This window comes from Algoriphagus boseongensis (assembly GCF_004362805.1).
Lineage (GTDB): Bacteria > Bacteroidota > Bacteroidia > Cytophagales > Cyclobacteriaceae > Algoriphagus > Algoriphagus boseongensis.
Window position 1 is genome coordinate 765,182 of the sequence record NZ_SNYF01000006.1, and the last position, 14,886, is coordinate 780,067.

Annotated in this window: 12 protein-coding genes and 1 tRNA gene; 6 read left to right on the top strand and 7 right to left on the bottom strand. The window is 41.9% G+C overall.

Translation table 11 applies throughout. The features are described 5' to 3' along the window. The first annotated feature begins 48 nt into the window (after positions 1–48). From DFQ04_RS10995 to DFQ04_RS11015, 5 genes are all read left to right on the top strand, one after another. Positions 49–1,296, top strand: a complete 1,248-nt coding sequence (locus DFQ04_RS10995; RefSeq protein ID WP_133555739.1) for a 3-deoxy-D-manno-octulosonic acid transferase — start codon at positions 49–51, stop codon at positions 1,294–1,296. Further along, entirely contained in the window at positions 1,293–2,216 is a 924-nt protein-coding gene (gene rsgA, locus DFQ04_RS11000) for a ribosome small subunit-dependent GTPase A (protein ID WP_133555741.1), read from the top strand. Before DFQ04_RS10995 ends, rsgA begins: the two co-directional genes overlap by 4 nt. A 55-nt stretch (positions 2,217–2,271) precedes the next feature. Further along, positions 2,272–2,763 (top strand): phosphoribosyltransferase family protein, encoded by a 492-nt coding sequence (locus DFQ04_RS11005; protein WP_133555743.1) that lies wholly within the window; start codon positions 2,272–2,274, stop codon positions 2,761–2,763. A gap of 1 nt (position 2,764) precedes the next feature. After that, entirely contained in the window at positions 2,765–3,586 is an 822-nt protein-coding gene (gene panB / locus DFQ04_RS11010) for a 3-methyl-2-oxobutanoate hydroxymethyltransferase (RefSeq protein WP_133555745.1), read from the top strand. Between the two features lie 124 nt (positions 3,587–3,710). Further along, positions 3,711–5,603, top strand: a complete 1,893-nt coding sequence (locus tag DFQ04_RS11015) for an outer membrane protein assembly factor BamB family protein (protein WP_133555748.1) — start codon at positions 3,711–3,713, stop codon at positions 5,601–5,603. A 48-nt stretch (positions 5,604–5,651) separates the two neighbouring features. Here DFQ04_RS11015 and DFQ04_RS11020 read toward each other — a convergent pair whose 3' ends face one another. The 6 genes from DFQ04_RS11020 to DFQ04_RS11040 form a co-directional block, all read right to left on the bottom strand. After that, positions 5,652–6,863: a glycoside hydrolase family 57 protein gene (locus DFQ04_RS11020; RefSeq protein WP_133555750.1), complete on the bottom strand. Its 1,212-nt coding sequence runs from the start codon at positions 6,861–6,863 to the stop codon at positions 5,652–5,654. Next, entirely contained in the window at positions 6,860–8,149 is a 1,290-nt protein-coding gene (locus tag DFQ04_RS11025) for a glycosyltransferase family 4 protein (RefSeq protein ID WP_133555752.1), read from the bottom strand. The genes DFQ04_RS11020 and DFQ04_RS11025 overlap by 4 nt, the downstream gene beginning before the upstream one ends. 10 nt (positions 8,150–8,159) lie before the next feature. Beyond that, entirely contained in the window at positions 8,160–10,076 is a 1,917-nt protein-coding gene (locus DFQ04_RS11030) for an amylo-alpha-1,6-glucosidase (protein WP_133555754.1), read from the bottom strand. A gap of 106 nt (positions 10,077–10,182) precedes the next feature. Beyond that, positions 10,183–10,323 (bottom strand): hypothetical protein, encoded by a 141-nt coding sequence (locus DFQ04_RS18350; RefSeq protein ID WP_166637304.1) that lies wholly within the window; start codon positions 10,321–10,323, stop codon positions 10,183–10,185. A gap of 91 nt (positions 10,324–10,414) precedes the next feature. Continuing rightward, positions 10,415–10,490: transfer RNA gene (locus tag DFQ04_RS11035), tRNA-His, on the bottom strand. Positions 10,491–10,568: 78 nt separating this feature from the next. Next, positions 10,569–11,912, bottom strand: a complete 1,344-nt coding sequence (locus DFQ04_RS11040; protein WP_133555756.1) for a dihydroorotase — start codon at positions 11,910–11,912, stop codon at positions 10,569–10,571. A 47-nt stretch (positions 11,913–11,959) separates the two neighbouring features. Here DFQ04_RS11040 and DFQ04_RS11045 point away from each other — a divergent pair, with 47 nt between their 5' ends. Beyond that, positions 11,960–13,318, top strand: coding sequence for a DEAD/DEAH box helicase (locus DFQ04_RS11045; RefSeq protein WP_133555758.1), 1,359 nt, complete (start codon positions 11,960–11,962; stop codon positions 13,316–13,318). Between the two features lie 32 nt (positions 13,319–13,350). Here the strand turns inward: DFQ04_RS11045 and DFQ04_RS11050 are convergent, their stop codons facing one another. Continuing rightward, positions 13,351–14,847: a M28 family metallopeptidase gene (locus tag DFQ04_RS11050; protein WP_133555760.1), complete on the bottom strand. Its 1,497-nt coding sequence runs from the start codon at positions 14,845–14,847 to the stop codon at positions 13,351–13,353. Positions 14,848–14,886: the final 39 nt, after the last annotated feature.

The following is a 14,886-nucleotide window of genomic DNA, read 5'->3' on the forward strand; positions in this document are numbered from 1 at the left end:
AAGGTTGAAAAAAATGTGGAAATCTCAGGTATTGCCTACTTTTGAAAGATGAAATTACTGTATCAGGCTTTTTTTTGGGTTTTGCCGGGGATTTTGAATGCCTTAGCCTTGATCTCTCCTAAAATCATGCACTTTTTGAAGGGAAGGGAAGGATTATTTCAGTCCTTAGCAAAGTTTAGAAATGATCATCCAGGCAGATTAGTTTGGGTTCATGTCGCTTCCTTGGGCGAATATGAGCAGGCCAAGCCACTGATAGCCAAATGGAAAGAGGCAAAGCCAGAATATTTGATTGTAGTAAGTTTTTTTAGCCCTTCTGGCTATGATCCTGCAATCAAAAAGCCACAACCAAATGTAGATTTTATCACCTATCTCCCGTTGGATAAGAAGAGCTGGGCAGAGGAGTTCGTGGAGATTCTGCGGCCAGAACTTGCATTTTTTGTAAAGTACGATCTCTGGTTTTTCCACATCCAAGCTTTGAAAAGAAGGAATATTCCTACCTACCTGATTGCTGCGTCTTTTAGACCAAATCAGATTTATTTTGCCTGGTATGGAGGGTTTTTTAGAAAAATACTTTCCGATTTGAATTGGATTTTTACCCAAAATGAGGAAAGCATTTCCCTTTTGAAAAGGTATGGAATCACGCATGCTTTACGCGCAGGTGACACCCGTTTTGATCGGGTATCGGCTACGGCTAATGCTCCCAAAGAGCTCAAGGATATTGAGGAATGGGTAAATAATCAGCCAACGATTGTGGTTGGTTCTGCATGGGATGAGGATATGAGCTTATTGATTCCCTTGATCAATTCTAATTCTGGCTATAAATGGATCATCGCTCCACATGACTTGGATCCATCACCCATGAAAAAATGGGCTGATCAGATTGAGCTTGAATCCAAAAAATATTCGGAATGGAATTCTACAGAAAAGAATCCGGTATTGTTTATTGATAACATTGGGATGCTTTCTTCATTGTATCAGTTTGCCAAAATCGCTTATGTGGGAGGAGCTTTTGGAAAAGGGCTACATAATATTTTAGAACCCCTGGGTTTTGGAATTCCAGTGATTTTCGGGAAAGTCAAAAAGCTTGGCAAATTTCCTGAATCAGTTCAGAGCCAAAAAGAAGGATGTGGGTTCGAGGTTTCGAATGCACAGGAATTGCAGGGAATTTTTGAGAAGTTGAACCAAGATGATTTTTATGAAAAATCTGCATCTTCTGCCCAAAAATGGGTAAAATCGAACTTGGGTGCTGCTGATAGAATAATATCGCACATACTATCCCATCCGAAAGAATCATGAAAGGAAGAGTCATCAAGTCCACCGGGAGCTGGTATATCGTCAAATCTGAGGATAGAATACTATCTGCCAGGCTCAAAGGAAAATTCAAGCAGGAGGATTTGAAACTGACCAATCCAATTGCTGTTGGGGATTGGGTGGAATTGGAAAAAGAGGCGGGACAAGAGACTGCCGTGATTTCCGAGATTTTGCCAAGGGAAAACTATGTGATCCGAAAGTCCACCCGAAAGCAGCATTTTTCCCACATTATCGCAAGCAATTTGGATCAGGCCATTTTGGTCATCACCATGAAGAAGCCGAGAACTTCCTTGGGATTTATTGATCGGTTTTTGGTTAGTACGGAAAGCTTTCGAATTCCAGCGATTTTGGTGGTTAACAAAATGGACCAACTGGATGGGGAAGAGGAGGAAGAGTGGCTCCAAGATATTCATGAAATTTATGAGCCCTTAGGCTATACTGTTCTAGAGGTATCCGCTCTTAAAGACAAAGATTTAAAGGAGAAGTTCTTGCCTTTCATTCAAGGCAAGTCGAGTTTGATTTCAGGCCATTCCGGAGTTGGAAAGTCTACCTTGCTCAATGCACTCATTCCTGAAGCCAGTCAAGAGACTAAAGAAATTTCCGGTTATAGCGCCAAAGGGGTGCATACTACCACTTTTGCAGAAATGTTTTTCTTGGCTGAAGGGGGAGATTTGATTGACACACCGGGGATCAAGGAATTCGGAATCTTGGATATTGAGGAAAACGAACTGTCTCACTATTTCCCGGAAATGCGAGAATATCTAGGTCAATGCAAATACAATAATTGCACGCATACCAATGAGCCTGGGTGTATAGTTCTTAAGAAACTTGAGGAAGGCTATATCCATCCTTACCGATACCGGAGCTATGTGAATATTTTGGAAGAAGAGGATACCCATCGCTGATCGGCTTTGATCCCATTCCAAATTGGCCTAATTTTCCTTTTTGAAAATCATCCCAATGAGCGAAGTACTCAATCATAAACAAATCGGGCAGAAAATCTCCCGCATGGCTTTTGAAATCTACGAGAGGAATTTGAATGCTGCAGGAGTAGTTTTTGCTGGCATTTCTGGAATGGGAACTACCCTTGCTAAACTTTTGGCAGATGAGGTAAGAGCCATTTCTCCGATTCCGGTCGAAGAAGTTGAGGTGTTGTTGGATAAAAAGGCTGTTTCCAATTCGGAAGTGGAGCTTTCAACCTCAATTCATTTAAGTGGGAAAACCATCATTTTGGTGGATGATGTACTGAACACCGGAAAGACTTTGGTTTATGCGATGAAGCCATTTTTGGAACATGAAATTCAAAAAATGGAAATCGCAGTTTTGGTGAATAGAAGTCATGGTTTGTTTCCAGTACGTCCCGATTATACCGGATACGAATTAGCTACCACACTTAGTGAGCACATTCGGGTAGATTTTTCTGAAAATCAATACTCAGTTCATTTGGATTAATATGTCTGTTCATTCCTCCGCTACTGTAAAAAGAATTACCACCCATACGCTTCAAGAAATGAAGCAAAGAGGGGAAAAAATATCCATGTTGACTGCCTATGATTATAGCATGGCCAAAATCGTGGATGCAGCGGGCATGGATATCATTTTGGTGGGAGACTCTGCCTCCAATGTAATGGCAGGCCACGAGACCACCCTTCCGATTACTCTTGACCAGATGATTTACCATGCTTCTGCGGTGGTGAGGGCGGTAAAGAGATCATTTATCGTAGTGGATATTCCTTTTGGTAACTATCAGGGGAATAGCTCTGAAGCTTTGCGCTCAGCAATCCGGATCATGAAAGAATCTGGTGCTCATGCGGTAAAAGTAGAAGGAGGATCTGAAATCAAAGAATCCGTGAGTAGGATTCTTAGTGCAGGAGTTCCAGTGATGGGACATTTGGGTCTGACCCCTCAGTCAATTTATAAATTTGGAACTTATACTGTTCGGGCAAAAGAAGAAGCAGAAGCCAATAAACTTCTGGAGGACGCCAAGATTTTGGAACAGTGTGGATGCTTTGCCATAGTTCTGGAAAAAATTCCAGCCTCACTGGCTAAGAAGGTTGCGGAGTCAGTTTCCATTCCTGTTATCGGAATTGGGGCAGGCCCTCATGTGGATGGTCAGGTTTTGGTGATGCATGATATGCTTGGAATTACCCAAGAGTTTAAACCGCGATTTTTAAGGCAATATGCGGACCTTCAAAGTGTGATGATGGATGCTTTCCAGCAATACATCAGCGATGTGAAGCGAAAGGATTTCCCTTCAGAAAAAGAGAGTTACTGATCCATTTTTCCTGAATAAATCTTCAAAGCACCCTGATTTGGGTGCTTTTTGCATTTATATACGTCAATTGCCGTATTCCTTGGTGTTGGTGCAAGAGATAGCTTTGATCAAAATTCTTTTAACGATGAAAAAGCTAAACAAAACCACCCGATTACTGTTCCTTGCCTTTGCGTTTGCAATAGGTTTTGGAACCAAGGCCTTTTCCCAAGAGCCTCAATGGAAATTGAGTTTGGAAAAGGGAGTTGAATGGACCAAGCACACACCCAACAAAATCTTGTTGGTGGGAAGCTCGGACTGGGGACTTCACGGAGTAGACGCTGCTACCGGGAAGCTACTATGGTCAAACGAAGACCTATACAATTCTGCAAAGGCACTCAAAGGACCCGATGGCAAAAAGGTAGGCTACACAGCCGATCTGATCAGAGTTTTGGAAGATAATGAGGATCCTCGGGTTTCAGACTATGCAATAGTTAAATACACGGATAATATCCTTGTCAAAAACTTTGTGGTGATCAATATCCGAACCGGCGAATTGGTTTTGGATCCAAGGTCTGCAGGCATGCCTGTCGTAAAAATTATTGGTCCAGAACAGGCCACATTTAATTATGATGGGTCCGACTACCTTCCTGAGCTAAAGTCGATCATCATCACCGCTTCTTGGGAGGACCTCACTCAAAAAGGAGCTCCATTTATGCAAAAGACCAAACTTTACAACATTGAGTCTGGAGGATTGGCTTGGGAGTCAGATGAGGTATCTTCAAAATTTTTGCCTGTCATCACTCCTGACAATAACTTACTCTTTATTGGAGAAAAGACTGCAGCCAAAATCAATGCAAAAACAGGTCAGCCCATGTGGAAATTTGAGGTGGCGGAGAAGAAAAACAATTTCGAGGCATTTGATGCAAACATCCACTTGACCGAAGGATACTTTTATCAGAAAAAAGGAAATCAGGGAGTGGTCAGTGCAGTGAGCCTTTCTGATGGCAAGGTAATTTGGGAAAAGCCATTGGCTTCCAAAGATGCTCCTGTCCTTACTGCTGAAAACTTTGGAGTAATCGTAGCAGACGAGAAAAACTTCACTCTTATGGAAGCTGAGACAGGAAATACCAAATGGACAGCTAAAAAGCTTTCAGGGATTGTGGTTGATCTAGGGAAAGACTACGGAATTGCAGTTGGAGAAAAAGACAAATACTTGACCGTATTGGATAAAAACACTGGAGAGGAAAAATGGTCTCAAAAGATCAAGGGTATCCGTATTGACCAATTGACCGGAGCAGGAATCATGTACATGGATGAAGAGGGAAGTGTGGGCTTATTCGGATTTGATGGAAAGCCAGTTTGGGACGGAAAGGACATGATCAAAGGTCCTGTTTTGAGGGCGAAGCCATCGTTAGATCAAGAAATTTTCTATAGTGATGAGAAAGTTTACCATGTCAATCTAGCTACTGGACAGAAAAAAGTGATCATCAACAAAGTTGAGTTTAACGAAAAGGAAACTCCAGACAACTTGGAATTCACAGGCTCTAATTTTGTCCTTTCCTCAAGCCAAAATATGATGGGCTTCGACGCTAATGGGAATGTGCTTTATCAAGACCATTGGGCTTCTCCTAAGATATCTTTGGCAGGAAGAATTGCCATGAGGACTATGCAAGTAGCCATGGTAGCCATGGCCTCCGCTGCAGCTTATCAGCAAGGATTGACTCAAGGATCTGCCTTTGCTCCTTCATCCATTAGCAAGCAATACGGAACGCAAAGAGAATTTTTCGAAGATATGTCCGGTGCTTTTGGCCAAGTAGCCAACCAAAGATTCAAAGCTACCAAGCACAGAGGTGTTTACAGTTTTATTCTAACTGATGTTGGAGAGGGAGTAGGTTTGGTAAAAGTGGATAAAATTAGCGGTAAGGAAGTCGGAAAAATTGTCTTGAATGACAAGGAGCCAGTATTTGATTCTGATCCTGAAAACGGGATGATCTTCTACAAGCCTTCTAAGAAAGATGTGTTTGGCTACACCTTCTGATGAAAATTGAATAGAAATGAAAAATCCCGGCAAACTGCCGGGATTTTTTTATGCTTTAGACTTTTTCTCAGGTTTGGCTTCCTTCACTCGGAGCATGAAGTCACTGAGGACATTCATGTAATTGATAAAAGCATCGTAAGGCGTGTCATAAGGACTGAAGTACTGATGTACAGAGCCGTCTGAGAAAAATTTGGTACACATGTAATAGAAATGATCGGAGGTCTGCAAGTATCCCCAATCGCGTTGGATTTCAGGATCTTTAATTCCTTTCACTTGTTTTTCCATTTCATAAAGTCGGTCAAACGCCTCGTCTTGTAGGTCATTTCCTAACCAGGCTGTCAAATCTCTTTCTTCGTCAGCCCATGAGATAGGAATAGGAACATGGATTTTACCCACTGCAGGCACTTGATCTACTACCTCGGAAGGAGTGGAGAACGAGAAATTGGAATGTTTGAAGATCGCTTCCGGAAGATGACGCATGAATTCGAAAATTCCTGTATCAGCCCACTGGTGCTCACCGAAGGTTTCGTAATCCATGAATAAATTCACGACTTGCTCTTCTTTTGGAATGGCATTTAACCAAGCCACAAACTTGTCTGTGGTCAAAGGATAATCAGCCCAGGTTTTATTACTGAATCGGAAAGCAATGTCATCCGACAATCTGAAGTTTTTCAGCAGTACTTTAAGGTTCGTATCCTGAGAATTGCTGTAAACGTAATTGGGACTTTTCCATCCCAAGATGTGCTTGGCACCTTCGGTAAGAATTCCTTTATAGCCTAATTCTGCAACCATGGCTCCAATGGAATCTGAATATATCAGCTCTGTGTTACGGAAGACCTTTGGAGTATAGCCATTGAACAGTTCCTTGATTCGATCCTGATGCTTTTTAACTAGCCCATTAAACTCTTCTTTGCTTTTCAGTGCAGCTAAAGAGTGCGTGTAAGTTTCATTCAATAACTCTACTTGACCAGTTGCAACCAACTTTTGAAAGCTTTCTAATACGTCAGGAGCGTAGGCTTCCATTTGGTCCAAGAAGGTTCCAGAAATCGAAAAAGCGACTTTGAACTTTCCCTTGTATTGGTGGATTAAATCCATCAAAAGGGCATTCATAGGCAAATAGCATCGCTGTGCTGCCTTTCGGATAACATTTCTGTTTAGAAAATCATCCCAGTAATAGTGGTCTTCCCCGATGTCAAAAAAGCGGTAGGGCTTTAGTCTAAAAGGCTGATGCACCTGAAAATAAAAGCAGATGGTTCTCATGATTGTTGGGCTAAAGTTTTTTCGTAAACAGTAATTAATTTGGCAGCGACATGCTCCCACTTGAGTTTTTTAAGTTCTTCACTTCCGAGTTCCTTGAACATCCTGGAAATTCCCTCATAATGAAGCAAAGCGAAAATGGCATCTGCCATGGCGTCCACATCCCAAAAGTCCACTTTGATGGCATTCATCAAGACTTCAGCTACTCCCGATTGTTTGGAAATAATCACTGGGGTATTGTGGCGAACCGCTTCCAGGGGTGCTATTCCAAAAGGTTCTGAAACTGATGGCATGACATAGACATCACTGATGGCATACATATGATCTACGTCGTCCCCTTTGAGAAATCCGGTAAAATGAAACCTGGATGCCATCCGTAATTCCGCGACCCGTTCAATCATCCTGTTGAGCAGGTCACCGGATCCTGCCATCACAAATCGCACGTTTGGATCTCTGTCGATTACTTTTTTCGCAGCTTCGACAAAATATTCAGGCCCCTTTTGGAAGGTAATTCTACCCAAGAAAGTCACGATTTTTTCAGGGACTTTCTTTTCGTATTCTGACTTGATAATACTTGCATCCAGTACGGCATTGTGCAAGACAGATACTTTATGTGCCGGAATCCCGTATTTCTTGATAATGATATTTCGAGTCAATTGACTTACAGCCACTACATGATCTGCAGCTTCCATACCGGCTCGCTCAATATCATAGACAGGCTGATTGACACTTTCACCCGATCTATCAAATTCCGTCGCATGCACATGCACCACAAGAGGTTTTCCACTCATTTCTTTAGCCGCGATTCCAGCAGGAAAGGCTAACCAATCGTGCGCATGGATGATGTCAAAATCCTTTCGGTCTTTGGCAATCTGTGCTCCAACCAATGCATAGCGGGAGACTTCCTCCATGAGGTTCTTCCCGTACTTACCGCTGAATTGGTATTTATTGGTAAAGATGCTTTCGTCCACATCGGTTCGATCGTGGATGGCGTAATCGGTGAATTTTTGGTATTCCTCAGGGCCGAGGTAAGGTACTAGGAAACTACTGACTTCAAGGTAGGTCAGGTTTTTCCAGATATTTTTGAATTTTTTCTCTCGGTAATTGATCGTCACATCGCTGGCATTGACAAAATCTGCCAGTTCTTCCTCATCACCCCAAAGCTTTGGTACTACAAAAATAACTTCCTGATTGTGATGGTTCATTCCCTTCACCAATCCATAGCAAGCTGTACCTAATCCTCCGGAAATATGCGGGGGGAATTCCCACCCAAACATCAAAACTCTCATAAAAACTTGGTTAAGTTCTCTTTACTAAGTCCATCATTCGCAACAATTCGGCTACACTCCAAGCTTGGGAAATCGAGCCTTTTGGTCTATGCGGAGGATCTCCATCATAAATTTCAGCTACGGTTCCGATTCCATATTGGGTCATTACTCCATCAAACCCTTTGATGATTTTTTGAATGAAATTCTTAGCCGCTTTTCCATGTAGCTTAAGGTATCCTTCTACAAAATGTCCTAAAGGCCATGCCCAAACGGTTCCATTATGATAGGCATTATCTCGGCTGATTTGATTTCCGAAATAATATCCTTTGTAGCCTGGATCATCTGGAGATAAGGAACGTAATCCTCTTGAAGTCAATAATTTGGATTTGACGATTTCCAAAATCATATCATTCTTTTCTTCGCTAAGCATGGTGTAAGGAAGGGAAGTGGCAAAAACCATATTTGGTCGGATTGACCAATCCTTTTCTTCTCCATCAACTACATCCGCCAAATACTCATAGTCCCATGACCAAAATTCTCTTTCAAAGGATTCTTTAACTCTATTGGCTAAGGCCAAATATTCAGCATCTCCACTTAATTCATGATAGAAGCACAAGGCATTGTACCAAAGCGCCTGGATTTCCACTGGACATCCTCTTCTAGGAGTGACAGGTCCATCAGGGGTAATGGCATCCATCCAAGTTAATGCAACATCCTCTTGTCCTCCCCAGATCAGTCCATTTTCCATCATGTGGATATTGAATTCTGTTCCGGATTTATAGCCTTCGATGATGCCTCTAAGCTTGCCGAGGTATCGATTTTTTACCGTTTTACTGTCTCCTGTGTAGACGATGTATTGCTGTAATGACCAGAAGAACCACAATGGTGCATCCATTGAGGTCATATTGGTATAATCTCCGCTACCGATATTCGGGAAAAGAGGCCCTTTAAGATCCTTGGACATGGTATCCATGATTTCAAGGAATGTTTCATTGTCACCGGCAGAAAGGGTAAGTCCAGGAGCCGCAATGAAAGTATCTCTTCCCCACCATCCAAACCAAGGGTATCCAGCGATAATTCTTACATCCCCATCCCTTCTTCGGATAAATTGGGTTGCAGAATTTCGTAAGCAATTTTCGAAGTTGTTTCGAGGGATTCTTCTTGCAATTTCTTTTTGAAATGCATTTTGCCTGGTTTTTGGATCTGCCTCGGTTAGTCCTGCAGAAAAGATTACAGATTCCCCTTTGGCGATATCAAATTCAAAATATCCAGGCACGAAGAGGTCTTCTTGATAATCATACCCTCTTTCTCTTTCTTGGATATACTCTATGTTGTAATACCAATCAGGTTTAGAAACGAATTCTCCCTTCTTGGAAAGCTGAAGGAATAAAGGGTCATACTGAGGATAAAGTCTGAATTTTGCGCCGCATGGCACTTTTTCAAACTCTTTATGAATATCCTCATTTGCTTTTATCAATTGATGATAGCCTCGGAAAGCCAAAAATGGCTGAATTCTAATTTTTGTCGGTGAATGAGCTTCCAAAAGGGTATATCGGATCATCACCCGGTCTCGGTTGGTGTCCAAAATGAGTTCCTTTTGGAGCAAAACACCACCCACTCGGTAAGTAAGTTTGGGTATAGGTTCCGAATCAAAGTCCTCCAAATATTTGTGCCCTCTCGGAGAATAATTTCCCGGGAATTTGCTGATTCCCAAATTAAAACTCGCTCCGTGCTGGATTACTGTTTCGTGGACAGTAGACAGCATGACATGATTTTGGGAATCAATCTGGGGCTGAGGAACCACCAACAAACCGTGGTATTTTCGGGTATTACAACCAATAATAGTAGTGCTGGTGTAGGTCCCCGAACGGTTTGTTCGAATTATTTCCCTGTCAAGAGAATAATTTAGGTTGATTAATTGGGTTTTATCGAAATGGATATAACTCATAGTGGAAAAATTGTAATTTTTAAAAATAGAGTTTTGATCTGACAAGAAAAATTAAAGACAAAAAAATAAAGGTTATGTCACCATAACCTTTGCTAAAATTCTTGTTTCAGGAGTGTAAACTCTCTTTTTGGATTTCCTCAAAAATCTTGAGCGATTCCTCAAATTTCATGAAATAGTTTTTTACCTGAACGATATTCACCGGCTTTACCACCGGGAATTTTGGTGAGGATTTGAACAAAGTAAACATCTCTAATTGGTTTAGTTTGATCTGAAGTTGTCAAAACTTGTGCCAAAACAACTCCCTTTTATACGACAAAACCCCTCAAATTGAGGGGTTTGGGTGAAAGACCGGGTTCGAACCGGCGACCTCTGGTGCCACAAACCAGCGCTCTAACCAGCTGAGCTACAATCACCATATTAGCTACTTCTTGAGGCATTCCCTCAATTGGTTTGCAAAAGTAAGCAGATCGGGTGTTCAGCGCAAGGTGGAGTCTATTTATTTGTGAAAAAAGTTAATCTTTCTCCTTTTTTGCCTTCGTCGAATTTCCCTTCAGCGTACGCTAAATGTCCGGAAACGATCGTATGTGTCACTTTTGACTTGAATGTATGTCCTTCAAATGGAGACCATCCGCATTTGGCCAGAATATTTTCCTTGGAAACAGTCCAAGGAGAATCTAAATCCACCAAAACCAGATCTGCGAAATAGCCTTCGCGGATAAATCCTCTTTCTTCAATTCGGAATAATCTGGCCACGTTATGTGCCATTTTTTGAGCTATCATTTCAAGACTGATTTTTCCTTGATGATAAAAGTCCAGCATAGCAACTAAGCTATGTTGGATTAAAGGACCTCCCGAAGGAGCTTTGGTGTAGGGCAATGCCTTTTCCTCCAAAGTATGCGGGGCGTGATCGGTGGCAATCACATCAATTCTCCCATCCAAAACAGCCTGAAAGATTTGGGCCTTGTCATTGGCAGTTTTCACCGCTGGATTCCATTTAATCAAGTTTCCCTTCGTTTCGTAATCTTCTTCCGAAAACCAGAGATGGTGAATACAAGCTTCGGAAGTTACCTTTTTCTCTTCCAAAGGAATGGTGTTGTCAAAAAGCTGAAGCTCCTTTGCCGTGCTGATGTGCAAGATGTGCAATCGGGTTCCATATTTCTTTGCCATGGCAACTGCCCGACTGGAAGCGTCAAAGCAAGCCTCTTCAGATCTGATTTTAGGATGGAATTTTACAGGAATATCTTCTCCGTATTTCGCTTTATATTCAGCGAAATTAGCTGCGATGATGTGGTCATTTTCGCTGTGAATGGCAATCAAGCCCTTGTATTCTCTAAAAATACCTTCAAGGGATTCGATATTATCAACCACCATATTACCTGTGGAGGAGCCTTGAAAGATTTTTAGTCCGCAAACTTTACTTAAATCAAGCTTGAGAATTTCGTTTAGGTTATCATTTGTCGCTCCAAAAAAGAATGAATAATTGGCTAATGAAACCTCCTCAGCCCGTTGGTATTTTTCTTCCAAAAGATCCAAGGTTACAGCCTGAGGGACAGTATTGGGCATTTCCATATAGGAGGTGGTTCCACCTGCAACTCCGGCTTTTGCCTCGGTATAGATTTCTCCCTTATGTGTTAATCCTGGTTCACGAAAATGTACCTGGTCATCAATGACGCCCGGAAATAAATATTTCCCAGTCGCATTAATGGTTTGATCAGCTACTTCATTACTCAGGTCAGAACCGATTTTTGCGATACGTCCATTTCGTACCAAAACGTCTTCCCGAGTAATCCGGCCTTCATTGACTATATTTGCACCAGTGATCAGGATACTTTTCATCTTTTTCTCTTTTAAGGATTTCTACACTCGTTTCAAAATTAACAATCATGAGCAATGATACCCTAGGGTTTGATGCATTTAAGTTAAATAAACAATTGCTCAGCGCGATTTCAGAATCCGGTTATACCACTCCAACACCTATCCAAGAGAAAGCTATTCCTTTGGCTTTGACAGGGCATGATGTCTTGGGAATTGCTCAAACGGGTACCGGGAAAACTGCCGCTTATGTTTTGCCGATTTTGATGAAGGTGAAATATGCTCAAGGTGTTCATCCTAGAGCTTTGATCTTGGCTCCTACTCGGGAGCTTGTCATGCAGATCGAGGAAGTTGCCAAAGAGTTGGGGAAATATACTGACCTCAGAATTGTCAGTTTGTACGGAGGGATTGGCCCAAAAACGCAAATCGAGCATATCGAGGCTGGGGTCGATATAGTTATTTCCACCCCAGGAAGGTTTATGGATATCTACCGTAAGGGTGTCATTTTCCCGAAGGAAATCAAAACTATGGTTTTGGATGAGGCGGATAAAATGATGGATATGGGCTTTATGCCTCAGATCCGGGCTATTTTGGAAGTCATTCCCAGCAAAAGACAAAACCTTCTTTTCTCTGCGACTTTTTCAGGAAGGGTCGAAAACCTTTCAACCGAATTTCTGGAATTCCCAGAGCGAGTGGAAATCGCTCCTTCTGCCACTACAGCAGAGACGATTGAGCAGGTGAAATATTTGGTACCAAACATCAAAACCAAAATCAATTTGCTTGCTCATTTGCTGGAGCAGGAAGAAATCCGACGTGCAATCATTTTCACCCGAAGCCGCAAAAATGCCGAATCGGTTTTTTCATTTCTGGAAAGAAAAGGATTTGGAGAAATCAGAGTCATCCATGCCAATAAGGGGCAGAATACCCGAATTAATTCCATGGAAGACTTCAAGGCGGGTGATGTCCGATTGTTGGTTGCGACGGATGTGGCTTCAAGAGGCCTTGATGTGACGATGGTTTCGCATGTGATAAATTTTGATGTTCCTCTAATCTATGAGGATTATGTTCATCGGATCGGGCGTACAGGTAGAGCGGAAAAAGAAGGGAAAGCTATTACGTTCATCAATCCTGCCGAGGCTTACCATTTTGAGCGAATCGAAGAACTAATTCGGATGAAAGTTGAGGAATTGCCTATTCCAGATTCAGTGGATGTTCCAGTCACACCTTTTGAGGAAAAGCAAGGTTATGCCAGAGAATTAGATAGACTCAAGCAAAGAGACAATCCAGATTACAAGGGTGCTTTTCATGAGAAAAGAGAAAAGCCAAAGCAGAATATCGGTAAAGGAGAAAAAGTCAGAGCCAAAAAACACGGCAAAAAACCGAACAGAAATCAGCTCAAGACTAAGAATCAGAAAAATAAAGGGAAATAAAAAAGAGGCTCCAATTTGGAGCCTCTCTCATTTTATCGTTCGCCTCGGGTGTTTGTGCCGTCAACAGGAGTTCTTTGCTCTCTGTTTGCCAAATCCCAAGCAGTATGGAAAATCAACTGCGCTCTTTTTTGCATCAATGGGAATTCGATTTTGTCCACAGTGTCTGTCACTTGGTGATAATCGTCATGAACACCATTGAAGAAGAAAATTACAGGAATGTTGAATTTTGCAAAGTTGTAATGATCTGATCTGTAGTAGAATCTGTTCGGATCGTCTTCTGCATCGTAGCGGTAATCCAAGATCAGATTCGTATAGGTAATGTTGTTGTATTCATTGATTTTCTTCAAGTGAGAAGAAAGCATTTCTGAACCAATTACATAGACATAATCCTTGTTTTCAGCATTTTGGTATTCGTAGTCTACCCGACCTACCATGTCAATGTTGATATTGGTGACGGTATTTGCGATTGGGAAGATGGGGTGTTCAGAATAGTATTGTGAACCCAAAAGGCCTTTTTCTTCACCTGTTACATTTAGGAACAAAACGCTTCTTCTTGGTCTGTTACCTTCTTTGGCAGCAGTTGCAAAAGCCTGAGCAATTTCCATTACGGAAACTGTTCCAGAGCCATCGTCATCTGCTCCATTGAATACTTCTCCAGTGGAACTCACTCCCACGTGATCGTAATGAGAAGAAATTACCAAAACTTCCTCTTTCTTGTCGGTTCCTTCCAAGAAACCCATTACGTTGAATGCCTCAACAGGAGTCTTTGATTTCACAACCTGAAAATTTGCTTTTTGGGAAGCAATAGTTTCTGGGGAAGACTTAGCTGCTTCTTTAAGGGTTTCTACAGGAGTTCCGAAAAGCGCTGCCATTTTATCAGAGCTGACAGTAAAAACTGGTCTTTGCTTGGTTTCCTGATCAAAACCAATCCTTCCTCTTCCTGCCAAAGATTTATATCTGTTGGCAATTCGATCAAAATTAGCTTGACCTTCCATGCTCACAAGCACGATCCCGGCAGCTCCAGCATCCATCACTTTAGTGATCAGATCGTTGCTTCGCTGTCCTACAGCCCATAGTCCAACCAATTTGCCTTTAACATCCACTTTGGCCAAGTTTTCGTCAGTCACTAGGCCTAAGAAAACCAGGTCAGTTTTGGCAGCTTTAGCCATGTCTCCGTCTCCGGTAAAAACAAAGTCCTGGTTTTCTACCAATTTATTTTTTCCAACTTGAAGAGTAACCTTGGAAAATTGTACACTGACCAAAGGAACGGATTGAAAATAACTACCATCCACTGGTCCTGTAAATCCTAGCCCTTTGTAAAAATCAGCCAAGTAGTTAGCAGCTATTTTTCCTTCTTCCGAGCCGGTATCTCTACCCCTCATTTCGTCAGAAGCCAAGTAGGTAAGGTATTCTTTTAAATCATCAGCGGTGATGGTATTGGCGTATTTTACCTGCATTGGGTTTTGGGCCAAAGAGGGAAAAGCCAATCCCAAAGCAAGCGCGCCGCTCAGTATTAATCCTTTTCTCATAAAGTTATACGGTTTTAAGTGCCCTAAACTAGATAAAAA

Bases quoted from the DNA above. Each gene is read 5' to 3' on its own strand.
- DFQ04_RS10995 (WP_133555739.1), top strand. From the start codon at position 49: ATGAAATTACTGTATCAGGCTTTTTTTTGGGTTTTGCCGGGGATTTTG.
- DFQ04_RS11045 (WP_133555758.1), top strand. From the start codon at position 11,960: ATGAGCAATGATACCCTAGGGTTTGATGCATTTAAGTTAAATAAACAA.
- DFQ04_RS11005 (WP_133555743.1), top strand. From the start codon at position 2,272: ATGAGCGAAGTACTCAATCATAAACAAATCGGGCAGAAAATCTCCCGC.
- DFQ04_RS11020 (WP_133555750.1), bottom strand. From the start codon at position 6,863: ATGAGAACCATCTGCTTTTATTTTCAGGTGCATCAGCCTTTTAGACTA.
- rsgA (WP_133555741.1), top strand. From the start codon at position 1,293: ATGAAAGGAAGAGTCATCAAGTCCACCGGGAGCTGGTATATCGTCAAA.
- panB (WP_133555745.1), top strand. From the start codon at position 2,765: ATGTCTGTTCATTCCTCCGCTACTGTAAAAAGAATTACCACCCATACG.
- DFQ04_RS11050 (WP_133555760.1), bottom strand. From the start codon at position 14,847: ATGAGAAAAGGATTAATACTGAGCGGCGCGCTTGCTTTGGGATTGGCT.
- DFQ04_RS11015 (WP_133555748.1), top strand. From the start codon at position 3,711: ATGAAAAAGCTAAACAAAACCACCCGATTACTGTTCCTTGCCTTTGCG.
- DFQ04_RS11025 (WP_133555752.1), bottom strand. From the start codon at position 8,149: ATGAGAGTTTTGATGTTTGGGTGGGAATTCCCCCCGCATATTTCCGGA.
- DFQ04_RS11040 (WP_133555756.1), bottom strand. From the start codon at position 11,912: ATGAAAAGTATCCTGATCACTGGTGCAAATATAGTCAATGAAGGCCGG.
- DFQ04_RS18350 (WP_166637304.1), bottom strand. From the start codon at position 10,323: ATGTTTACTTTGTTCAAATCCTCACCAAAATTCCCGGTGGTAAAGCCG.
- DFQ04_RS11030 (WP_133555754.1), bottom strand. From the start codon at position 10,076: ATGAGTTATATCCATTTCGATAAAACCCAATTAATCAACCTAAATTAT.